The sequence below is a fragment of the Amycolatopsis sp. NPDC114484 genome (assembly GCF_055633755.1).
Window position 1 is genome coordinate 209371 of sequence record NZ_JBVKDQ010000015.1, and the last position, 22039, is coordinate 231409.

A 22039-nucleotide genomic window follows, 5' to 3' on the forward strand; every position below is an offset into this window, starting at 1 on the left:
CATAAAAGCGGGTGCCGTGCACGCACGGCACCCGCTTCGGGAATGCCTACGGATGCGTCCGGAAAGCATCCACAATCAGGTAACTGCCGTTCTTCATCGTGCCACTGATGGTATGCACTCCCGGCTGCAGACCGGAAACAGCCGCCACCGTCGACTGGTATTGCCTCGTCGGCGTGACGAAGCTGACCGTTTTGTAAGGCGCTCCGTCGAGGGTGAGGTCGACGTCGCCCTCGTCGGTGTTGGTTTCGGAGATGATGTCGATTCCCGTTCCGTAGAACGTCAAACTCCACGAATCGCCGACATTCTGGGTGGCCCAGATGTCGTCGAGGTACGAGTTCGCGCCTCCGGCCGAACTGCCGCGCCAGATCCATCCCGACGACGGCGCTCCGGTATTGGTGTAGACGACGCCGGAGGTGTTGTTGAGGACTTCGGATTCCTGCGTTTTGGCGAGGCGGACGGTGACGTCGGCCTGCCCGCGCCGGACGGTCAGCGTGATCGGCGCGCCCGGGGCGAGTTTGTTGTAGCTGAGCCAAAAAGTGTTGCGGTCGTCGGTGACTGAGGTGCCGTTGACGGCCGTGATGTCGTCACCGGTCTTCAATCCGTTCTGCGCGGCGTAGCTGCCCTGCGGCACCGAGGGGAGGTAGAGGCCGTACGGCTTGGTCAGGCCGAGGGACGACTGGACGGCGAGGGAAGGGATGTTGGTCGCGGTGGCTCCCATCAGCATTTCGGGCTGGACGATCATCCCGTTGGCGGGCCCTCCGGAGCCGGGGCCGTAGGCGAAGACAGCCTTGGGCGGAAGCGGTCCGCCGGCGGAGCCGAAGCCGGTCATCGGGAAGTTGGCGTATCCGAGGCCGGTCGCGGGCGAGTCTGCGGCGACGGTGAAGTCATAGCTGCCGAGAGGGTCGGCCGCGGGGAACTTCGGGTCGGCGACGAGCGAATGCGGGTCCATGCCGGCGCGGACCCAGGCCGACTGGGTGTTGATCGTGCTGCCGTCCGCGGAAAGCGCCTCGTTGCCGCTGCCGTCGGGATTGACGTAGACCGGGTAGTGGTCGTTCCAGAAGAGGTTGCGGTCGGCGCCGTACTTGGCGGTGACCGGGTTGTTCAGCACGTTGTTGTACGCCTGCGGGCCGAGGGTGATGTTGTGCTCGATGACGTCGCCGCAGTCGGAATGGCTGACCTGCTCGTAGATCGAACCGTCGACGAGCAGATTGTTCGCCACGGTGCGCTCGTAGCCGTCGCGCAGTTTGATGCCGCCCTTGAGGATGAGGTTGTCCAGCAGACGGAAGTTGGACGATCCGTCGTCGAGGTCGATGGCCCAGTCGCCGGCGTGCCAGAACCGGTTGTGCCGGATGGTGATCGGCCGGACGACGTCGAGCTTCATCAGGTGCCGGGCCTGGGCGTCGGTCAGCGCGGTGCCGGTGGAGCCTTCGTAGCTCGTGCCCGGCGCGAGGGTGTTGTTGCCGGAACTGGCCCAGAACCGGCCGCGGCCCCACACGTTGACCGACCCGTTGTCGCCGGTTTCCTCGACGCAGTTGAAGAGGTCGTTGTTCTTGATGTCGTGCCCGCCCCAGGTGCCGTCCTCGATGTTGAGGCACGCGCGGGGGCTGTCGGAGATCGTGTTGCCGTCGACCGTCACGTCCGCGCTCATGGAGATGTTGACGCCGGAGGACTGCTTCTCGAACCGGCCCATGTCCTGCATGAGGTTGTTCCGCACGAGGATGTCGCGGGGGTAGTCGTCGCTCTTCGGCCCGGGCGCGGTGTCGGTGACGGCGACGTTGTCGTAGTAGTTGGCGGAGTAGTCGCGTACCGCGCTGGGGGAGCCGACGATCTGGACGTCCGTGGCGCCGTCGGCCTCGAACTTGTTGTCGCTGATCGTGTTGTGCCGGTTGTAGCCGTCGAGGAAGACGCCGTTGCCGCCGAGCTGATCGAAGAAGGAACCGGTGACTGAGATGTCAGCGGCGTTCTTCAGAGATACCGCGCCCTTGCGGACAACTGCCCAGTCGCCCTTGGCGTCGGCTTCGAAGGGGCTGGTGAAGAGCGTGCGGTGAGTCGCGGTGAAACGCAGCCCGCGCAGCGTGATGCCGTGGACCGGGTTGGCCGCCGACGCCCCGGCCAGCGTGATCAGCTGGTCCTGCTCCGCGCTTTCGACCGTCGCGGCGGAAAGATCGGTCCCCTCCGGCGGGTAGTAGAGCAGCTGGCCGCTCGCCCGGTCGTAGTACCACTCGCCGGGGGCGTCCAGTTCCTCCTTGACGTTCTCGGCCATCGCGGGCCCGACCCGGCCGGGCCCGTTGCCCTTCGTCAGCCCGCAATCCCGCGGCCGGTTGTTGTCGCCGACATAATGCAGATCGAGCCCGTTGCCGGTGCGCCCGCTGACGGCGAACGAGACGGAACCCCAATCGCCGCAGTGCATCGCGCGCACCAGCGCGGTCGACGGGTTCGACCATTTCGCCGACTCCCGCTCGAGGTCGGCGAGCGAGGTCGAGCCCTGGAGCCGGGCCGCGTTCGGGTCGTAGTTCGGATAGCGGGCCAGGATCTGGCGCTGCCCGTTGACGAACAGACCGTCGAAGCCCAGCCCGGCCGGGATGGTCGCGGCCATGATCTTGCTGCCGGGCGCCGCGGGCTTCCAGGCCGGACGCAACTGTCGGCCGCCGCTGATCGTCACGGCCGCTTCGGTCGCCGGTTGCCAGGTCACGGTGTGGCCGTTGCGCCCGGAGTCCTGCGGGCCCAACGCCAGCGGAGCGGAGAGATAGTAGGTGCCGCCAGCGAGCTTCACCGCGATGTCCCGGTGGCTGCCGACGCCGGTGTCGAGAAGGTGCCGAACCCGTTGCTGCGCCTGCGAAAGCGAGCACGGCCGCGGCTGACTGCACAGATTTCCGGGCGGCGCATCAGCACCGGGCGCCGCGTACACCACCATCGGCGGCGGCCCGCTCGCGGCAGCAGGCGGGCCGAGGGCGAGCGTCCCGCCCAACCCGGCGACGGCGGACAGGACGGTGCACAGAAGGCGGCGGTTGGCCATTCAGGTCCTCCTTGACCAGGCATCGCAGGTCCTGAGCGCCAGGACATCCGATGTCTAGGAGACTATGCAGGAGGGTGCATCGGCCGTCAAGGAGTCCTCCGGGTGGTGTCATGAGGTGGGGAAGTGGCTGTGAATCGGGATGCTCGGGTGGATCTGGCCATGTTCGGCGAAGTTCTCGAGCGGGGGTGCTTGGTGGGTGGAAGCGACTATTACATCTGATCTTTCGGCGGTAGTGGCTCACTGGGTGGAGACCGCTGGTCCAGGCCGCCTAGGAGGTCAGAGCGGTGATGATTTCCTGGCGATAGGGAGGTACGCCTGCTCGCTGTCGGGTCATGACGTCGTGCTGACCACGGTGCGGGCAGTGCCGATGGGTCGGCTCACGGCGTTACTCCGGGAGTTGTGGTGGTCACTTGATCGGGTCTGGGAGCCCTCGGCGGCGGCGGAGGGCTTTGGCTTTCGCTTCACGCAGGGTGGCTTGTCCGCCGATCCAGGTGAAGGCTCCGCACATCACCGCACCCAGCAGGCCGCTCCAGGCAGGATCGTTTCCGGTGGTGCAGGAGCAGATGAAGGCGATCAGGCAGGTGAGCGTGCCTGCCAGCATGGCCAGTGACAGCACCGTCATGCCCCACACGCTGCGGATCTGGCTTTCCAGGCCGTGGGTCGAGTTGCCGTACTCCTCGAGCGTGTAACTGTGGAGCTCGCCGTCCTTGCCGCGGGCGACGACGGGGGAACCGGCCAGTTGCTTGTGCCGGGCACGGAGGTGTTCGTCGCGTTTCGAAGGGAACTTCGAAGAGGCCCGCAGCCGCAACCCCCAGAACATGAGTCCCGCTGCCAGCAAAGCCAGCCAGAGGCCGGTCCACAAGAGCTCCAGCGAGTCCCAGGAGACCAGCAACCAGACTGCCCTGACAATGACGGCGACTTCTGCGACAGTGCCGAGGATGACCAGGATGGTGCCGATGATCCGCCGAGCGTTCCGCTGGCCCGGCGCTGCGCGGCGGGCCGCTTCGACTGATGGGAGGTCTGCTCCGGTGCTCGGCGGTGCCGGCTGAGTTCCTATGCCCCCTGGGAGGAGGTCCAGTGTCTTTCCCCGGGCTTTCCGCAGCCGGGACGCCTTGAGTTCTTTGAGGAAGTACCTCCAGCCCACTGTTGCGAGCAGGAGGGTCAGGGCGTCGTAACCGAGCATGGCCGGGTGGAATTGGGACTGGGACGTGTTGCCTGGGGCGATGATCACCGCCAGGGTGGCCGCCACGAGAGTCCCGGCGCAGAGGGTGAGCAGAATGGCGAGGAACAGCAGCCCGCCGACCGAAGTGACTGGCTTGACCACAGCACCGTAATCGCCTTTGTAGACGCCGTATTCCTCGCGGGTCAGCCCCCGAGCGGCGGCGTCGGCCTGTGCTCTGCGTTCCCACGGGCCCCGCGGGCGAGGAGTCATGCCACGTCCCGGGTTTCGCGGATCTTGAGGAGCAGGCCGGCACGGCCCGGCCCGTGCGTCCGCACGGGGAGGTCTGCTGCGACGTTCATAGCTTCATAGTATTCGCAACGTGTTCGGAAATCTGGGTGGTCAGAGAGTCGCCAGCAACGCGCCATCGCTACGGTAACGCAGTCCATCCTGGTCCTTCGCTCCCGGAGGAGCCTGTCCTGTGCGACTGCCCCGCCGGGCTTCGTATTCGGCCAACGCGACAGCATCGCCCCACCTTGCCGATCTTGCAATGCGCAATATGCCGCTCCTCCGCTTGTCGCAGAAGAGCACGAGGATGTTTGTTCGATCAAAAAAGCTGGTTTCGTGTTGTGCTCCAAGGCGGTCTCCATGACCTCTGGCGTGGACTCGGCAGAAGCGCTCGAACGGCAGCTCGCTTGCCTCTACGCTCGCCTCGGCATCGGGCAGGGAGATCGCCGCGATCAAGCAGTATCGCAAGACCTACGGTGCGAGCCCGGCTGACGCGACTCGCGCCGCGGAACGTCTCGGACGAGGCGAAGGCGAGTAAACGTTGAATACGGTGGTCCTCGCCCATTTATGCCTGCTGCCTGTCCTTTGTGGTGTGCAGGATCCTAGACGGAATTGGTGCTGCATCACGCTTCGTGCTGAATCCGCGACGGTGGGCACCCGCGATGCGACCCCGCCCACTAGGGGGGTCGCATCGCGGGTTTCGTGATGCGAGGTTGGAACCGGGTTCAGGTCACACTGCGTAGTAGGTGACGGTGCCGACCCATTGGGTGGCGAACTTCGTGTGCTTGCACGAAGTGCTGATCACCTGCTTGTGCGCGGCGGCCAGTCGCGCCGCTTCGGCTGCGACAACGGCCTGGCAGCCCCATTGGGAGTCGCCAGCGTAGACGGTGTTCACGAGCGCAGGGCGCGTAGCTGCCTGCGCAGGGACAGCGATGCTCGCGGCCGCCGCAACTGCCATGGCAGAGAGCGTGACCGTCGTAGCCAGGCGCGAAACAAGCTTCTTCACGGCTATTTCCTCTTTTCTTGTAAGGTTCGGACCGCGCTAGCGCACGGCTTCACGCCTGACACGGCACTTCCACGGCCGGCTGTGGTCGTGGGCCCGCGGCTCTCCCAAACTGTGTGAGGCGCACCGCATCGAGGCATGACAGTTGCCGCCGCCCCAAGAACTGAGGTTCCATCACGTTCTTGGGGACAGGCGTTGTGTGCGCCGTTGCAGTTAGCCCTTGTAGATGACGAAGGATCGAGGGCCACGGTTCCGCTGAGCGCAGACTTTCTTGTCGAGGCTTCCGATCCCAGGCGGGGCGAGCCCATTCCGAAGAACCCTATGGTCGGTCCCGTCGTCGCCTCGGGTTGCCCATTCCTCTGTCAACATTGTCAGGTAGACAGCCCACATCTTCCGGGAACTGGCTGACGCGGCTTTGAGAGTCTTCGGCACGTATTGGGCGAAAGTTGGCATCGCCTCCGGGTGGATGCCTTCATCGGCGAGGTCCTCTAGGAGAGAAGTGCTGGTGTGTGTCGGCGAGAATCTGCTCGACAAGCGGCATCGGACAGATCAGGAGCAGGTCCGCGTAGTGGCCAGCAGCAGAGCGTCGCCGGTGCGTATTTCGCACCGGCGACCGCAAACCGGCTGGCACCTGCACTCAAGGTCCGCGAACGCCCCTTCGGGATTTCGGCGGACGGCTACCGCTGTGTCGTCGCACGTCGTGACGGACCGCCTGGTGCCAGCGGCCCAGCCGAGTGTGTGCAGCAGTCTCCGTTCGCCAACCCGCCCAGATCGGTCGATTCGAGCGATCGGGTAACCCCAGGTGACTTCGGGGAGACGGGGGTGAAGCGTGGGCAACCGGCGCTGCTCGCCCTGTTCGGGTGCGTGGTCGTGGGTGGGATCAGGGGAGTGAGCTGTGGCTCAGGCATCCGGCCACCTGCGGCGCCGAGCGGGATTCACGGCCGAGCCCGTCAAGCTGCTCCTGACGAGCTTTGGCGAACACGCAGGGTTTTGAAGCCAGTGACCCACCGTGTTGTGACGGTCGAGGTAACGGCCTGAGGTTGCGTGGGGATGTATCGCCGTTATTCTGCGACTAAGCAACCGCTTAGCGGTGGCTGTCCAGCGGCGGACAAGGAGACGGTGTGGTGGAGTCGTTCAAGGATCGCGTTGCCCTGGTCACCGGGGCCAGCCGGGGGATCGGGCTGGCCATCGCGAAGGGGCTGGTCGAGCGCGGGGCGAAGGTGTGCATCACGGCGCGCAAGCCGGAACCGCTCGCCGAGGCCGTTGAGCAGCTCGGCGGGCCGGACGTCGCGATCGCGGTTCCCGGCAAGGCCGACGACGCCGCGCACCAGCAGGAGGCGGTCGCCGCCGCGGTCGAGAAGTTCGGCAGTCTCGACATGCTGGTCAACAACACCGGCATCAACCCGGTTTACGGTCCGATGGTGGACATCGACCCGGCCGCGGCGAGCAAGATCTTCGCGGTCAACGTGGTCGCGCCGCTGTCGTGGATCCGCGTCGCGCGGGACGCGTGGATGGGCGAGCACGGCGGGGCGGTGGTCAACGTCGCCTCGATCGCGGGCATCCGCACCTCGCCGGGCATCGGCATGTACGGCGTCAGCAAGGCCGCGCTGATCCGGCTCACCCAGGAACTCGGCGGCGAGCTCGGTCCGAAGATCCGGGTGAACGCGGTGGCGCCGGCGGTGGTCAAGACGCAGTTCGCGACCGCGCTTTACGAGGGGCGCGAGGAAGAGGTCGCGGCGGCGTATCCGCTGAAGCGGCTCGGCGTGCCGGAGGACATCGCGGGTGCGGTGGCGTTCCTGCTGTCCAATGAGGCGGGCTGGATGACCGGGCAGACGGTCGTTCTCGACGGCGGCGTGACGCTCGGCGGCGGTCTGTGAGCGCCGGGGTCGTCATCACCGGAGGTGGTGGCGGGATCGGTGCGGCCCTGGCGCGGCGGTTCGCGGCGGACGGGGCGCGCATTGTCGTCGCGGACCTCGACGGTGACCGCGCGGCGGAAGTCGCGGCGGAGGTCGGCGGTACGGCGTTCGCCGGCGATGTGGCGAGCGAATCCGGTGTGGCTGAGCTGATCACGGCCGCTCGCGAAACGCTTGGTGAGATCGACGTTTTCTGTGCCAACGCGGGAGTCGCGCCGTTCGGCGACGCCCAGGCGGACGAGGACGCGTGGTCGTTGGCGTGGGACGTGAACGTGATGGCGCACGTCCGGGCGGCCCGGTTGCTGCTGCCGGCGTGGCTGGAGCGCGGCGAGGGCCGGTTCGTCGCGACGGTGTCCGCGGCGGGCGTGCTCACCAGCCTTGGCTCGGCACCGTATTCGGTGACCAAACACGGCGCGCTGGCGTTCGCGGAATGGCTGTCGGCCACCTACCGGCACCGCGGGATCAAGGTGCAGGCGATCTGCCCGCAGGGCGTGCGCACCGCGATGCTGGAGGAGACCGGCGAACGCGGCAAACTGCTGATGGGCGCGACCGCGATCGATCCGCCGCAAGTCGCCGACGCGCTGTTCGCCGCCATGGCCGAGAACCGGTTCCTGGTGCTGCCGCACGCCGAAGTCGCCGACTTCTATGCCTTGCGCGCCACCGAAACCGACCGCTGGCTCGGCGGGATGAACAAGCTGCAGCGGAAGATGGAGGAACTGCCCGGCGACGCGTGACCCGATATTCTCCCCGGGCGGCACGGGGCCGCAGGGGAGAACAGGGAGCCGGAATGACCGCACCCGCGCGGGCCGACATGTCGCGCATCGCCACCGCCAGTTTCATCGGCACCGCCATCGAGTTCTACGATTTCTACATTTACGGGACCGCGGCGGCGCTGGTGTTCGGGAAGGTTTTCTTCCCGACGTTCTCCTCGACCGCCGGGGTGCTGGCCTCGCTCGGCACCTTCGCGGTGGGATTCGTCGCGCGCCCGGTCGGTGCGGTCCTTTTCGGACACTGGGGCGACCGGATCGGCCGAAAGTCCATGCTGGTCACGTCTCTGCTGGTGATGGGACTGTCCACAGTGGCCGTCGGGCTGGTCCCGGGGTACGGCACGCTCGGCCTCTGGGCGCCGATCCTGCTGGTAGTGCTGCGTTTCGTGCAGGGCATCGGCCTCGGCGGCGAATGGGGCGGCGCGGTTCTGCTGGCGACTGAATACGCGCCGCCGGGGAAACGGGGGCTGTACTCGGCGTTCCCGCAGCTCGGCCCGGCCATCGGATTCGTGCTGGGCAACCTGCTGTTCCTGGTGCTGGACGCGGTGCTCCCGCCCGCGGAATTCCTGTCCTGGGGGTGGCGGCTGCCGTTCCTGTTCTCCGCGGTGCTGCTGGCCGTCGGGTTCTACATCCGGATCAAGATCGCCGAGACGCCGGTGTTCCAGGCCGCCTTGGACAAGGCCGAACAGGCGAAAGTTCCGTTGTTCGAACTTCTCCGGAAGCAGCCGCGAGTGCTGGTGCTGTCGACGTTGTCGTTCGTGCTCGCGCACGCGCTTTTCTATACCGTCACGACATTCTGCCTTTCGATGGCGACGACCACCCTCGGCATCCCGCGCACGACTGTCCTGATCGGCCTGCTCATCGCGGCCACGGTGATGGGCGTGGCGACGCTGGTGTTCGCGATGAAGTCCGACCAATGGGGCCGCCGACGGCTGAGCGCGGCGGCCGCGGTGTCCGTTGTGGTGTGGGCGTTTCCGCTGTTCGCCTTGCTGCAGACGGGAAACCCGGTGCTGCTGACGCTCGGCTTCGTCGGCGGCCTGGCCTGTTTCGCGATGCTGTACGGGCCGATGGGCGCGTATCTGCCGGAGCTGTTCCGGGTGCGGTACCGGTACTCCGGCGCGTCGATCGCGTACAGCGTCGCCGGGGTGATCGGCGGCGGGGTCGTGCCGTTGATTTCGACGAATCTGTGGGCGTCGACCGGGTCGACGGTGCCGGTCGCGCTGGTGCTGGTCGCGCTCGGGGTGCTCAGCTTCCTGTGCGTGCTGGGCTTGCCGGAAACCCGGGACGACGACTTCTCCGACGGGCTCGGCGAGGAGACCCCCGCCGGTCGCTCCTGACTTCCGGCCCCACCCGGCCGGGGGATGCCCGGAAACCCGGACAGGCGCACTGTTTCCGGCCCGGTGCGCCGTTCGGGCTGCGGCTCTTGACACGCTGATTTGGTCTAGTCCAGTGTGTGACGGCACCCTCCGGGTGCACTCCTCCCGGGTTGATCCCGCCGCCTCAAACCGGAGGTGTTCCGTGGTGCTCGTGGGAGGAACACAATGAAATCAGTGCGTCGGCTGGCCGCGCTCGCGGCGGCGGCAGGGGCGGCTCTCGCGACCGCGGCCGGGGTGGCCACGGCCGCGCCCGCGCCCGGCCCGCAGCTCGCGGCCGCTCCGGACCCGGTTCTCGCTTCGCCGTACCTGTACCAGTGGGCGGGGCAGACCAGCGCGTCGGCGGCGATGTCCGCGACCGGGATCAAGACGTTCACGCTCGCGTTCATGCTGTCGGACGGTTCGTGCAACCCGAAGTGGGACGGCGACCGTTCGCTGACCGGCTCGGACAAAACCCTGATCAAGAGCATCCGCGACGCGGGCGGCGACGTCATCCCGTCCTTCGGCGGCTGGTCCGGCACGAAACTCGGCGCGAAGTGCACGTCGGCCGCGGCGCTGGCGGGGGCGTACCAGAAGGTGATCGACGCGTACGGCCTGAAGGCGATCGACCTCGACATCGAGAACACCGACGAGTTCGAGAACGCCACGGTGCAGGACCGGATCCTGAACGCGGTCAAGATCACCAAGCAGAAGAACCCCGGGGTGCGCGTCGTGATCACGATCGGGACCGAAACGTCCGGCCCGAACGACTGGGGCAAGCGGCTGATCAAGCAGGCGAAGGCGATCGGCGCGCCGGTGGACGTGTGGTCGGTGATGCCGTTCGACTTCTCCAGCGGCGGCGACATGGCGGGCAAGACGAAGTCCGCGGTGGACGGTCTCGCCGGACAGCTGAAGTCGACGTTCGGCTGGGACAGCGCCACGGCGTACCGGCACGCGGGCCTGTCGTCGATGAACGGCAAGACGGACAACCCCGGCGAGGTCGTCTCGGTGGCCGACTTCACCGCGATCCGCGACTACGCGGCCAGCCACCACCTGGGCCGCTTCACCTTCTGGGCGACCAACCGGGACTGCTCGGGCGGCGGCGAGTGCAGCGGGATTTCGCAGCCGAAGTACGCGTTCACGAAGGTTGTGGCCGGGTATCACGGCTGACCTGGCAGGGCCGGGCGCAGTTGGCGTGACTGAGCCGGGCTGGCTTCGGCCGAGGACGTCTGGTCCGGACGGGCGCGATGGAGGCTGGACGCGGCAACGGTCGGCCGAGCCTGGCTGAGGGTGACCGGCCCGGGTCGGCTGGGGCTGATCGGTCCTGCCGAGGTTGATCGGCTCGGGTCGGGCGCTGCCGGTCGGCTGGGGCTGATCGGTCCCGCCGAGGTTGATCGGCTCGGGTCGGGCGCTGCCGGGTCGGCTGGGGCTGATCGATCCCGCCGAGCTTGATCAACCCCGGCCGGGCAGGGCGAAGTTTGGCGACGAGGCCGCCGTTTCGAGGGGTGCGGCCTCGTCGTCGCCCCGCGCCGGCCGGACGGATCCGAGCAGGGGACGGATCCGTCCGTCGCACCGGGTCACCGTCGGACGGCCGGGAAACCGCGCCGGGCGGCGATCGCCACGGCCAAGGCCAGTGCGGTCAGCGTCACCGCGATCCAGGGCAGCGGGGTCGCGGTTCCGGCCCGGTCGAGCACCGATCCGCCCAGGAGCGCTCCACCCGCGATCGCGAGGTTCCAGACCGTGATCGCGAGTGACTGCGCGACGTCCGCGGTGCGTCCGGCGACTCTGGCCGCCGCGGCGGGGAACAGGGTGGGCGCTCCACCGAAAGCCAAGCCCCACACAGCAACGGCGGCGTAAAGCAGGACCGGCCGGTCCGCGGCGGACCCGATCAGCACGCCCGCGACGGCGAACGCCGCGGTCGAAGCGAGCACCAGCGAGCGCGGCCGCTTGTCGATCACCGCGCCCACCAGCCAGATACCCAGCACGGAGGTGCCGCCGAAGACCAGCAGCACGGAGCCGAGCAGCCGCGCTTCACCGGTCGCGGCGAGTACCGGCCCGAGGTAGGTGTAGAGGACGTTGTGTCCGAGGACGAAGATGAACGTGGTGACCAGCACGGCGGGAAAACCCTTGACGGCAAGGACTTTCCAGGGGGCCGTGCGCTGCCCCGCCGGTTCTCCGGCCAGCGGCGGGGCCTGCCATCGGACCCAGCATGCCAGCGGCACCGCGATGGCGACCAGCATGGCGAACGCGTAGCGCCAGCCGACCACGTCGCCCAGTATCGTCCCGGCCGGCACCCCGGCCGCGAACCCGATCGGGGTACCCGCCATCGCGATCGCCAGCGCCTTCCCCGCGTGGGCCGCCGGGACCATTCGCATGGCATAGCCGGGGATCATCGCCCACAGCACCCCGGACACCGCGCCCGCGAGAACCCTGGCCGCCAGTGTCACCGCATACACCGACGAGACCGCGGTGATCGCGTTGACCACGGCGAAGGCGAGGATCAGGCACAGCAACAGCGCACGACGCGGCAGGCGAGCGCTCAACGCGGTCAGCGGCACCGCCGTCGCCGCCGTGCTGATGGCATACACCGTGACCAGTTGTCCTGCCTGTGCCTCGGAAATGCGCAGGTCGGCGCTGATGCCGAGCAACACCCCGGCGGGCAGCGTCTCGGTCACGCAACCGATGAAGACCACCGTCGCGAAAGCCAGCAGCGCACCGAGCGGCAGCTTCGGGCGGACGTCACAGGGAGGGGCGGCATCCACAGTCATGCGGCTATCCTCAGCGTCTCACACTGGTGTCAGGGTCAAGCCGACGAGTGGTGAGGTGGGGCACATGCGAATCGGGGAGCTGGCGCGACAGACCGGTGTTTCCGTCCGCTTGCTGCGGTATTACGAAGAGAAGGGGCTGCTCCGGTCCACCAGGGACGACAACGGTTACCGCGAGTACACCGAAGCCTCCCTGGACCGGGTGCACAAGATCCGCGGCCTGCTCGAGCACGGCATCCCCACCCGGATCATCCGCGCCATCCTGCCGTGCCTGAACAGTCCCGGCGCGATCCACATGCGCGTGGTCGCTCCCGAAACGCTGGCCAAACTCGAGCACGAACGGGAACGGATTCAGCGGCGCATCGAGGCGCTCGCCAAGGACCGGGAGGCGATCGACGCCTATCTGGGGCAGGCCCGGCCACGTCTGCGAGGCCCGGAGAACCCGGCGGCGACGGCCTAACGCCGCGACGGCCGGTCATGCGGCAGATCATCGTGGCGGTGGTCGATGCGGCGATGGATCAGCTGGACCGGGTGCGGTCGACGCAGCGTGAATTCCTGGCATCGGCCGTCAACGACGTGGTGCCGGCTCCCGCGGAGCGGCCATCGCCGCGTGACGGCGGGCGTGGACTTGATCGCGGTGGTCTTCGGGCGCGGCACGGCCGGTCGAGTGCGGCAGCCCCTGGGCGGCGGTCCAGGCCCGCCAGCTGGCAGGCGTCGGCGGGACCTCGGGATGGTCGAGGACATTGAGCAGCCACGCCGCCCGCGTCCGGGCGCCTTCGCTCCGGCTCGTCATCGCGGCGGCCAAGGCCGACCGCAGACGCGGACAGTCCAGGCGAAGCGCGAGTCGCGAGTAGCCGCGGTCGCAGGCTTCCTGGCGGCGGTAGACCACGCCGATGACCAGATCGGCCAGCTCGTCCTCGAACGGGGCGAGGGACGGTGCGGTGCACAGGTCCCGCAGCAAGGCCTTTTTGACGTTCCACACGGAGCCGAGCGGCAGTCCCGGCGGCAGGAAGACTGCCTCGGCGTGGTCATTCTCCCACCGCAGCCAGGTGATCTGCTCTCGGATCACCTCGTCGCCGGCACCGCGAGAGCCGATCGCGCGCAGTACCCGCCGTACCTCGGAGCCACTGGGCGCACGGCCGATCCGGCGACGCTTCTCCACCGGTCCAGCATGTCACGAAGCGAGCACTCCCGGGCCAGACGCGGACGTTCCCCAGGCAGCCTCCTCGCCGAGTCGGAGCCGCCGCTCGCGCCTCAATCGGGTACCCGCAGTCAAGCCAGCCGTGCTCCCGAAGCCCCCAGGACCCGCCGCACGAACTCCGTCTTCCCCGCCGTGTACTCCTCCCGATCAGTCACCTCCCCGGCCAGCCGCCGCTTCAGCTCGGCATACTCCGCCGCCAACCTCGGATCCGCTCGCAGCGCGTCCCGGAACTTCAGCTGTGCGTGCCACCTCGGATGTCCCTCCGGCAGGAGATGCAGATGCGCTACCCGACGCCGCCCCTCCGCGTCCGGCAGCACGAAAAACCGTCGCCACGGTGCGGCGACATCCAGTTCCGGCGGCACGAAACACCACCCGTGCTCCGAAAGCACCGGTACCACCGCCGAGACCGTCTCCGCCGACAGATCCCGCACCGCCGCCATCACGTCGAGCACCGGTTTGGCCGCCAAGCCGGGCACCGCCGTTGAGCCGATGTGTTCCACCTGCTCACGGGCAAGCCACGGCGCGAGAAGCCGCGCAAGCTCCGCGCACAGTGCGGAGCCCCGCGGCGCCCACGTCGGATCCGGGGGACGGATTTCGGGCCGCTCAAAGGCCCAGGCCGGGGTATCGGACACATCAGCCACGGTAACCCCGGCCACCGACAAAAAACCTCAGGCAGGCAGATCCACGAGGTCAGCCAACCGAGCCCGATGCCGCCCCGGCGTGCCGAAAGCGATCTGGTCGCTCTTGGCCCGCTTCAGATAGAGATGCGCCGGATGTTCCCACGTCATCCCGATCCCGCCGTGCAGCTGAACGGCTTCCTCCGCCGCGTGCACCGCGATCGGCGACACCCGCGCCTGTGCGACCGCCACGGCGATCGGCACGTCGTTCCCGGTTGCCAGCGCATCTGCCGCATACCGAGCCGTCGCCCGTGCGTTCACCAGTTCCGTGTACAGATTCGCCAACCGGTGCTTCAGCGACTGGAAACCGCCGACCGGGCGGCCGAACTGGTACCGGCCCTTCAGGTACGTCACGGTTTCAGTCAACGCCCACTCGGCGATGCCCGTTTGCTCCGAAGCCAGCAATCCGGCCGCAGTGGTCAGCGCGCTGTCCAAAGCCTCCGCGGCCGCGGAACCAGTGCAAATCACCTGCGCGGCAACAGAATCCAGCGTCACGTCGGCGACGCGGCGTGTCAGGTCCAGCGACACGGCCTCGGTCACAGTCGCCGCGGAAGCGTCCACGGCATACAGTCCAGGCCCATCCGGACCGACAGCCGGAACGATCAGCAGATCAGCGACCGAGGCATCGACCACTGTGGACACTCGACCGGTCAAAACACCGTCAGCGAACTCGACGGCAGAGGGGAAAGGCGAACCCGGCGCGGTCGACAAAGGCACCGCCAGAGCACCGATCACCGAGCCGGAAGCGAGCTGGGGGAGCAGCTCCGAGCCCGCGGCCAGCAACGCGGCAGTCGCGAGCACCGCGCTGCCCAGGTAAGGTACCGGCGCGACGCTCCGGCCCAGTTCCTCCATCACGACCGCGACCTCGCGCGGCGAAGCCCCGTGTCCGCCAAGGGATTCCGGCACCATCAGCCCGGCAGCGCCGAGATCTGCGGCCAAGGTCTTCCACAGGGCGAGGTCGTAGGGAGTGTCCGTCTCGACCCGCGCCAGCAGGGCGGACGGCCCGGCGCGGTCGGTCAGCAGCGCCCGCACCGAGGACCGCAGGTCCTCTTCCACCTCCGAGTACAGCAGGTCCGGCGTGCTCATCGCGGCAGGTCCTTCCAAGCGACGTCCTTGTCCACCCGCGGCTCGGACGGCAGCCCCAGCACGCGTTCGGAGATGATGTTCCGCAGCACCTCCGAGGTACCGCCTTCGATCGAGTTTCCCTTGGCGCGCAAGTACCGGTACCCGGCGTCGCGGCCGAAGAAGTCGACCTGTTCCGGACGGCGCATCGTCCAGTCCTCGTAGCGCAGGCCCTCTTCGCCGAGCAGTTCCAGCTCCAGGCCGGACAGCTGCTGGTTCAGCTCGGCGAACGCCACCTTCATCGCCGAACCCTCCGGGCCGGGCGCGCCCGCCGCGAGCTGCTGGCGCTGCCGTTCCCCGGCCAGCCGCAGCGATTCGGCTTCGACCCAGTGCTGCGCGAGCCGGTCGCGCAGTTCCGGCGTCCGCAGTTCGGGACGGTCCCGCCAGGTCTTCGCGACGAGCCCGATCATGCCGCCCTCGCGCGGCATCGCGGTGCCGCCGATCGCGACGCGTTCGTTCATCAGCGTGGTCTGCGCGACCTTCCAGCCCTCGCCGACCGCGCCGATCCGCTGCGAGTCCGGGATCCGCACCTCAGTCAGGAAAACCTCGTTGAACTCCGCCTCGCCGGTGATCTGCCGCAGCGGCCGCACCTCGACGCCGGGCGCGGTCATGTCGCACAGGAAGTACGTCATGCCCTGGTGTTTCGGCACGTCCGGGTCGGTGCGGGTGACGAGGATGGCCCACTGCGCGAGATGCGCGCTGGACGTCCACACCTTCTGCCCGGTCACCACCCAGTCGTCGCCGTCGCGGACCGCGCGGGTGGCCAGCGCGGCGAGATCGGAGCCGGCGCCCGGTTCGCTGAATAGCTGGCACCACACCTCCTCGCCGGTCCACAGTGGACGGAGGTAGCGCTTCTTCTGCTCTTCAGTGCCGAACGCGAGGATCGTCGGCGCGGCCATGCCGAGCCCGATCAGGATCCGGCGCGGGTTGTTGTCCGGTGCGCCAGCGGCGGCGAAAGCCGCCTCGACCTCGCCCTGCAGCGCGCGCGGAGCGCCCTGTCCGCCAAGGCATTCGGGGAAGTGCACCCAGGCGAGCCCGGCGTCGAACCGGGCCCGCAGGAAGTCCAAAGTGGACAACTCAGCCGGGTCGTGTCGCGACAGGAACGCGGCGACCTGCGCGCGCAGCTCCTCGGCGGTCACTTGCCCGCCTCCGTCCGGTACTTCTTCAGCTCGCGCCGGGCCAGCGAACGCTTGTGCACCTCGTCCGGGCCGTCGGCGAGCCGCAGCGTGCGGACCCCGGCCCAGATCTCCGCCAGCGGGAAGTCCTGCGAGACGCCGCCCGCGCCGTGCGCCTGGATCGCCTTGTCCAGGATCCACTCGACGGCCAGCGGAGTGGAGATCTTGATCGCCTGGATCTCGGTGTGCGCGCCCTGGTTGCCGACGGTGTCCATCAGCCACGCGGTCTTCAGCACCAGCAGCCGCTGCTGTTCGATCCGCACGCGCGCCTCGGCGATCCAGTCCTGCACCACGCCGGAATCGGCGATCGGACGGCCGAACGTCTCGCGCGACAGCGTGCGCCGGCACATCGCCTCCAGCGCCCGCTCCGCCATGCCGATCGCGCGCATGCAGTGGTGGATGCGGCCGGGGCCGAGGCGGGCCTGCGCGATGGCGAACCCGGAACCCTCGTCGGCGATCAGGTTCTCCGCGGGCACCCGCACGTCCTCGAACAGCACCTCGGCGTGTCCGCCGTGGTCGCCGTCGGTGTAGCCGAACACCTGCATGCCGCGCACGACGGTCAGGCCCGGCGTGTCGCGCGGGACCAGGATCATGCTCTGCTGCTTGTGCGCGGGCGCGTCCGGATCGGTCTTGCCCATCACGATGAAGATCTTGCAGTTCGGGTTCATCGCGCCGGTGATGTACCACTTGCGCCCGTTGACGACGTACTCGTCGCCCTCGCGGCGGATGCTCGTCGCGATGTTGCGCGCGTCCGAGGACGCCACGTCGGGCTCGGTCATCGCGAACGCGGAGCGGATCTCCCCGGCCAGCAACGGTTCCAGCCACTGCTTCTTCTGCTGCTCGCTGCCGAACATGGTCAGCACTTCCATGTTCCCGGTGTCCGGCGCGGCGCAGTTGACCGCGGCGGGCGCGAGGTGCGGGCTGCGGCCGGTGATCTCGGCCAGCGGCGCGTACTGCAGGTTCGTCAGGCCCGCACCGTGGTCGCCGGGCAGGAAGAAGTTCCACAGCCCGCGCTTGCGTGCCTCGGCCTTCAGTTCGTCGACGACCGGCGGCGGCGACCACGGATCGGTGCGCGCGGCCAGCTGCTCGTGGAAAACAGCTTCGGCGGGGTAGACGTGCGAATCCATGAATTCGAGCAGCTGCCCGCGCAGTTCCTCGGTACGGGCGTCGAACGCGAAGTCCATCAGTTCTCCTTGGTGAGCGTCTTGCTGCCCTGCTCGATCAGGGGGGCGACGGCGGCGCCGATCTGGTCGAAGCCCTCGCCGACGGTTTTGCCTTGCTGGAAACGGAAGTAGATGCCCTCGAGGATCACCGCGAGCTTGAAGTACGCGAAGCTCACGTACCAGTTCAGCGCGGACAGATCGCGGCCGGAACGCTGCGCGTAGCGGGCGATCGTCTCGTCGGTGTCCGGGTAGCCGGGCGCGCTGCTGGCGTTGGACACCATCGGCAGCGAGAGCTGATCCCGTTGCGCGTAGGTGATCATCAGGCCGAGGTCGGTGAGCGGGTCGCCGAGCGTGGACATCTCCCAGTCCAGCACCGCGGTGATCCGGTCGTCGCCGTCGACGAGCACGTTGTCCAGCCGGTAGTCGCCGTGCACGATGGCGGGCGGGCCGGACGCCGGGATCGCCGCGGCGAGCTGGTCGTGCAGCCGGTCCGCGCCCGGCAGGTCGCGGCTGCGCGATCCGTCGAGCTGCTTCTTCCACCGGCGCAGCTGGCGTTCCAGAAAGCCTTCCGGACGGCCGAAATCGCCGAGCCCGACCGCTTCCGGATCGACCGCGTGCAGGTCGACGAGCGTGTCCACCAGCGAATCGGCGATCGCCCTCGTCCGCTGCGGGCCGAGCTGCTCCAGCTCCTCGGCGGTCCGGTACGGCGTGCCCTCGACGAACTCCATCACGTAGAACTGCGCGCCGAGAACGTCCGCGTCCTCGCACAGCAGAACGGTTTCCGGCACCGGGACGGGAGTTCCGGCCAGCCCGCTCATCACGCGGAACTCGCGCCGCATGTCGTGCGCGGTCGGCAGCACATGCCCGAGCGGCGGACGGCGCACGACCCACCGCTGGGCGCCGTCGGTGACGAGATAGGTGAGGTTGGACCGCCCGCCCTGCACCACGTCCGCGGTGAGGGCGCCGGAGACGAGCCCGGGCCGCTCGCGGTCGAGATGGGCGCGCAGCCTCGCCAGATCGAGGCCGGGCGGGTCGGTTTCGGTCATCGGAAGGACTCCAGTTCGTTGGGCGATGCGGAGGTCCGTGAAGGGAACCCTGAGGGACTCTGATTCCCTCAGGGTTCCCCTCACGGACCGCTCGGTCGTGGCGCGTGCGAGGGCAGGGGTTCAGAGAATGAGCCGGGAAACCATCTCGGCGACGCAGGCGGGTTTGTCCTCGCCCTCGATCTCGACGGTCCAGCGCACCACGGCCTGCTTGCCGCCGGGCACGTCCGTCAGCTCCACCAGGTCGGCGGTCCCGCGCACCCGCGAGCCCACCTTCACCGGCTGCGGGAACCGGACCTTGTTGAGGCCGTAGTTGATGCCCATCTTCAGGCCGTCGACCCGGTAGATCTCCGGCAGGAACGCCGGGATCAACGACAGCGTGAGGAATCCGTGCGCGATCGTCGTGCCGAACGGGCCCGCGGCGGCCTTTTCGGCGTCGAGGTGGATCCACTGGTGGTCGCCGGTGGCGTCGGCGAACAGCTGCACCTGCTCCTGGGAGACGGTGTGCCATTCGCTCGTGCCCAACGGCCCGCCCACTGCTTCGGCGAGTTCGGCGACATCGGAGAACACGCGCATCGAGATCAGTCCTTCGGTCCGCCGGCGACGTAGATGACCTGGCCGGACACGAATCCCGCGCCCTCGCTGACCAGGAACGACGCGACGTTCGCGATGTCCTCGGGCGTGCCGACGCGCTGCACCGGGATCTGCGAGGCGGCCGCGGCCTTGAAGTCCTCGAAGCTCATGCCGACGCGCTCGGCGGTCGCCGCGGTCATGTCGGTGGCGATGAACCCGGGGGCGATCGCGTTGGCGGTGACGCCGAACTTGCCCAGTTCGATCGCCAGCGTCTTGGTGAAGCCCTGCATGCCCGCCTTGGCCGCGGAGTAGTTGACCTGCCCGCGGTTGCCCAGCGCCGAGGTGCTGGACAGGTTGACGATCCGGCCCCACTTCTCCTGCGTCTGGTACTTCTGCACCTCGCGGGTCATCAGGAACGAACCGCGCAGGTGCACGTTCAGCACCGAGTCCCAGTCCTGTTCGGTCATCTTGAACAGCAGGTTGTCGCGGGTGATGCCGGCGTTGTTGATCAGCACGGTCGGCGCGCCGAGTTCCTCGGCCACGCGGGTCACCGCGGTCTCGACCTGCCCGGCGTCGCTGACGTCCAGCGCGACGCCGACCGCGCGGCCGCCCTCGGCGGCGATCGCCTCCGCGCCTTGTTTCACCCCGGCCTCGTCGAGGTCCAGCAGGCCGACGGCGAACCCGTCGGAAGCGAGGCGGCGGGCTACGGCGGCGCCGATGCCACGGCCGGCGCCGGTCACGATGGCCACACGGGAAGCGGTCACGGGGATCTCCTCATCGTCGGGGAAAGCCTGCCCGGCACGTCCGGACAGGCTGGGCACGCTCGGACTGCCTGCGCAGGATGCCACGGCGCGGCACCTGTCGCTGGCGGCTAAGCGTACGCTTAGTACGCGATTTCCGCGAGACCCCGCGAGCGCGGTTCGCCGCGTGCGGCCGGGAAATCGGCCGGGACCGGTAGGGTCGCCGCCGATGAGGATCACGAGCGCGCCTCTTGCCGCGGCGGGACGCGCGCTGGGGGAGACGGTGGCCGGCGGCGGCGCTCCCGCTGTGGTGCCCGGCCGGAAGCACCAAGTGCTGATCGGGTTCGCCGCGGTCGTCGCCGGAGTGCTCGCGTACTTTCCCGCCGACCGCGCCCCTGAGGGCACGCTGGTGCCCGCGGCCGCGCTGACCATGTTCTCGGTCGGGCTCACCCTGGTGCGCCCGCTGTGGTCCTGGCGGGTGCTGATCGTCGTCGTGGCCTGCGCGAACCAGCTTTACGGGATCCACGAACGGTTCGGCTGGCCGTGGACCGGCGGCCTCGCCTTCGCGGCGGTCCCGGTGCTCGCCTCGGTCGGCCGCAACCACCGGCCGGGCGTTCTGGGGTGGGTCTGGCTGATCTCCGCCGGGGTCAGCGCGTCGCTGGCGAACGTGCGCGGCGAACTGGTCGTGATCTGCGTGCTGCTCGCGGTGCCGCTGGCGTTCGGCTGGCTGGTTTCGCGGCTGCGCGGAGCCGAACGCGACCTGGCAGCGGAGTCGACGCGCCGGGCGGTGCTGGAGGAACGGGCCCGGATCGCGCGCGAGCTGCACGACGTGGTCGCGCACCACATGTCGGTGCTGGCCATGCGCGCGGACTCGGCGCGCTACCGGTTCCCCGGCCTCGACGAAGGGCTGCGCGAGGAATTCCAGTCGATCCAGGACACCGCCCGCAACGGGATGACCGAGATGCGCAGGCTGCTCGGCTTGCTGCGCGCCGAGCAGGCGGGCCGGGAAACCGAGCCGCAGCCCGGAGCCGAGCAGATCGGACAGCTGGTGGAACGGGTCCGCGCGGCGGGCGTCGAAGTGCGGTTCGAACTGCGCGGCGATTGCCGCGGGTTGCCCGAGGGCGTCGGGTTGTCGGCCTACCGGATCGTCCAGGAAGGGCTCAGCAACGCGGTGCGGCACGCTCCCGGCGCGCCGGTCGAGGTGTTCGTGCACGTCGATCCGGGACAGCTGCGGCTCGCCGTCCAGGACACCGGCGCCGTCGAGAGCGCTCCGGAAGACACGGCGGGCCGGGAAAAGCACGGGCTGCTCGGGATGCGGGAACGGGCGGCGGCGCTCGGCGGTACGTTCTCCGCGGGGCGGCGGGACGGCGGCGGGTTCGCGGTCGTCGTGACCGTTCCGCTGGACTGAGGGGGACCGCATGGCGGTGACGGTGGTGATCGCCGACGACCAGACCATGGTCCGGCAGAGTTTTCGCGCGGTGCTGGACGCACAGCCGGACATCGAGGTGACCGGCGAGGCGGCCACCGGGACCGAGGCGGTGGCCGCGTGCCGCGCGCTGCGCCCGGACCTGGTGCTGATGGACATCCGGATGCCGGACCTCGACGGGCTTGCCGCCACCCGGCTCATCCTCGGCGGCGGCCGGGACGCCGCGCCGCGGGTTCTCGTGCTGACCACGTTCGACGCCGACGAGTACGTCTACGGCGCGCTCAGTGCCGGGGCCAGCGGGTTCCTGTTGAAGGACTCCCCGCTGGACGATCTGGTCGTCGCGGTCCGGATGGTCGCCGCGGGCAACGCGCTGTTCGCGCCCTCGATCACCCGCCGGGTGATCGAGGGGTTCGCCGGGACGCGGCCGCCGTCGCAGGACGTCGGCAGGCTGTCCGAGCTGACCGCGCGCGAACTCGAGGTGCTGCGGCTGATCGCGCGCGGACTGTCCAACGCGGACATCGCCGGGCAGCTGGTGATCGCGGAGCAGACCGCCAAGACGCACGTCAGCCGGGTGCTCGGCAAACTCGGGGTCCGCGACCGCGCGCAGGCGGTGGTGCTGGCCTACGAGGCGAAGTTCGTGGTGCCGGGCCAGTGAT

19 protein-coding genes are annotated in these 22039 nt (G+C 68.9%); 7 read left to right on the plus strand and 12 right to left on the minus strand.

What is annotated here, in order from left to right; all coding sequences use genetic code 11:
- Nucleotides 1-46: 46 nt before the first annotated feature.
- The 3 genes from ACZ7SW_RS31730 to ACZ7SW_RS31740 all read right to left on the minus strand — a co-directional run bounded on the left by ACZ7SW_RS31730 (nt 47) and on the right by ACZ7SW_RS31740 (nt 5358).
- A complete protein-coding gene (locus tag ACZ7SW_RS31730) occupies nt 47-3016 on the minus strand; it encodes a right-handed parallel beta-helix repeat-containing protein (protein WP_470234032.1) in 2970 nt (989 codons plus the stop codon).
- 406 nt (nt 3017-3422) lie between these two features.
- On the minus strand, nt 3423-4448 hold the full coding sequence (locus ACZ7SW_RS31735) for a hypothetical protein (RefSeq protein ID WP_470234033.1): 1026 nt from the start codon (nt 4446-4448) through the stop codon (nt 3423-3425).
- A 745-nt stretch (nt 4449-5193) separates the two neighbouring features.
- A complete protein-coding gene (locus ACZ7SW_RS31740) occupies nt 5194-5358 on the minus strand; it encodes a hypothetical protein (RefSeq protein WP_470234034.1) in 165 nt (54 codons plus the stop codon).
- A 1232-nt stretch (nt 5359-6590) separates the two neighbouring features.
- Between ACZ7SW_RS31740 and ACZ7SW_RS31745 the strand changes: the two genes are divergently transcribed.
- From ACZ7SW_RS31745 to ACZ7SW_RS31760, 4 genes are all read left to right on the plus strand, one after another.
- Nucleotides 6591-7343 carry an SDR family oxidoreductase gene (locus ACZ7SW_RS31745; RefSeq protein ID WP_470234099.1) on the plus strand — a complete coding sequence of 251 codons (753 nt, stop codon included), beginning with the start codon at nt 6591-6593 and terminating at the stop codon, nt 7341-7343.
- Complete coding sequence (locus ACZ7SW_RS31750; RefSeq protein WP_470234035.1) at nt 7340-8113, plus strand: SDR family oxidoreductase; 774 nt, start codon at nt 7340-7342, stop codon at nt 8111-8113. The genes ACZ7SW_RS31745 and ACZ7SW_RS31750 overlap by 4 nt, the downstream gene beginning before the upstream one ends.
- Before the next feature lie 53 nt (nt 8114-8166).
- Nucleotides 8167-9483, plus strand: coding sequence for an MFS transporter (locus ACZ7SW_RS31755; RefSeq protein ID WP_470234036.1), 1317 nt, complete (start codon nt 8167-8169; stop codon nt 9481-9483).
- Between the two features lie 204 nt (nt 9484-9687).
- On the plus strand, nt 9688-10668 hold the full coding sequence (locus tag ACZ7SW_RS31760) for a chitinase (protein WP_470234037.1): 981 nt from the start codon (nt 9688-9690) through the stop codon (nt 10666-10668).
- 407 nt (nt 10669-11075) lie between these two features.
- On the opposite strand, the gene ACZ7SW_RS31765 is transcribed toward ACZ7SW_RS31760, so the two are convergent.
- Nucleotides 11076-12266 (minus strand): MFS transporter, encoded by a 1191-nt coding sequence (locus tag ACZ7SW_RS31765; protein ID WP_470234038.1) that lies wholly within the window; start codon nt 12264-12266, stop codon nt 11076-11078.
- A gap of 64 nt (nt 12267-12330) precedes the next feature.
- On the opposite strand from ACZ7SW_RS31765, the gene ACZ7SW_RS31770 reads away from it, so the two are divergent.
- Nucleotides 12331-12723, plus strand: coding sequence for a MerR family transcriptional regulator (locus tag ACZ7SW_RS31770; RefSeq protein ID WP_470234039.1), 393 nt, complete (start codon nt 12331-12333; stop codon nt 12721-12723).
- 108 nt (nt 12724-12831) lie between these two features.
- On the opposite strand, the gene ACZ7SW_RS31775 is transcribed toward ACZ7SW_RS31770, so the two are convergent.
- From ACZ7SW_RS31775 to fabG, 8 genes are all read right to left on the minus strand, one after another.
- Nucleotides 12832-13425, minus strand: coding sequence for a hypothetical protein (locus ACZ7SW_RS31775; protein ID WP_470234040.1), 594 nt, complete (start codon nt 13423-13425; stop codon nt 12832-12834).
- Nucleotides 13426-13535: 110 nt separating this feature from the next.
- Nucleotides 13536-14096 (minus strand): GrpB family protein, encoded by a 561-nt coding sequence (locus tag ACZ7SW_RS31780; protein WP_470234041.1) that lies wholly within the window; start codon nt 14094-14096, stop codon nt 13536-13538.
- A 36-nt stretch (nt 14097-14132) separates the two neighbouring features.
- Nucleotides 14133-15227 carry an acyl-CoA dehydrogenase family protein gene (locus ACZ7SW_RS31785; protein WP_470234042.1) on the minus strand — a complete coding sequence of 365 codons (1095 nt, stop codon included), beginning with the start codon at nt 15225-15227 and terminating at the stop codon, nt 14133-14135.
- Nucleotides 15224-16402 carry an acyl-CoA dehydrogenase family protein gene (locus tag ACZ7SW_RS31790; RefSeq protein WP_470234043.1) on the minus strand — a complete coding sequence of 393 codons (1179 nt, stop codon included), beginning with the start codon at nt 16400-16402 and terminating at the stop codon, nt 15224-15226. Before ACZ7SW_RS31790 ends, ACZ7SW_RS31785 begins: the two co-directional genes overlap by 4 nt.
- On the minus strand, nt 16399-17622 hold the full coding sequence (locus ACZ7SW_RS31795) for an acyl-CoA dehydrogenase family protein (protein ID WP_470234044.1): 1224 nt from the start codon (nt 17620-17622) through the stop codon (nt 16399-16401). Before ACZ7SW_RS31795 ends, ACZ7SW_RS31790 begins: the two co-directional genes overlap by 4 nt.
- Nucleotides 17622-18647: a phosphotransferase family protein gene (locus ACZ7SW_RS31800; protein ID WP_470234045.1), complete on the minus strand. Its 1026-nt coding sequence runs from the start codon at nt 18645-18647 to the stop codon at nt 17622-17624. The genes ACZ7SW_RS31795 and ACZ7SW_RS31800 overlap by 1 nt, the downstream gene beginning before the upstream one ends.
- Before the next feature lie 120 nt (nt 18648-18767).
- Nucleotides 18768-19220 (minus strand): MaoC family dehydratase, encoded by a 453-nt coding sequence (locus tag ACZ7SW_RS31805; RefSeq protein WP_470234046.1) that lies wholly within the window; start codon nt 19218-19220, stop codon nt 18768-18770.
- A gap of 5 nt (nt 19221-19225) precedes the next feature.
- On the minus strand, nt 19226-19981 hold the full coding sequence (fabG, locus tag ACZ7SW_RS31810; protein WP_470234047.1) for a 3-oxoacyl-ACP reductase FabG: 756 nt from the start codon (nt 19979-19981) through the stop codon (nt 19226-19228).
- Nucleotides 19982-20186: 205 nt separating this feature from the next.
- On the opposite strand from fabG, the gene ACZ7SW_RS31815 reads away from it, so the two are divergent.
- Nucleotides 20187-21365, plus strand: a complete 1179-nt coding sequence (locus ACZ7SW_RS31815) for a sensor histidine kinase (protein ID WP_470234048.1) — start codon at nt 20187-20189, stop codon at nt 21363-21365.
- A 10-nt stretch (nt 21366-21375) separates the two neighbouring features.
- On the plus strand, nt 21376-22038 hold the full coding sequence (locus tag ACZ7SW_RS31820) for a response regulator (protein WP_470234049.1): 663 nt from the start codon (nt 21376-21378) through the stop codon (nt 22036-22038).
- Nucleotide 22039: the final 1 nt, after the last annotated feature.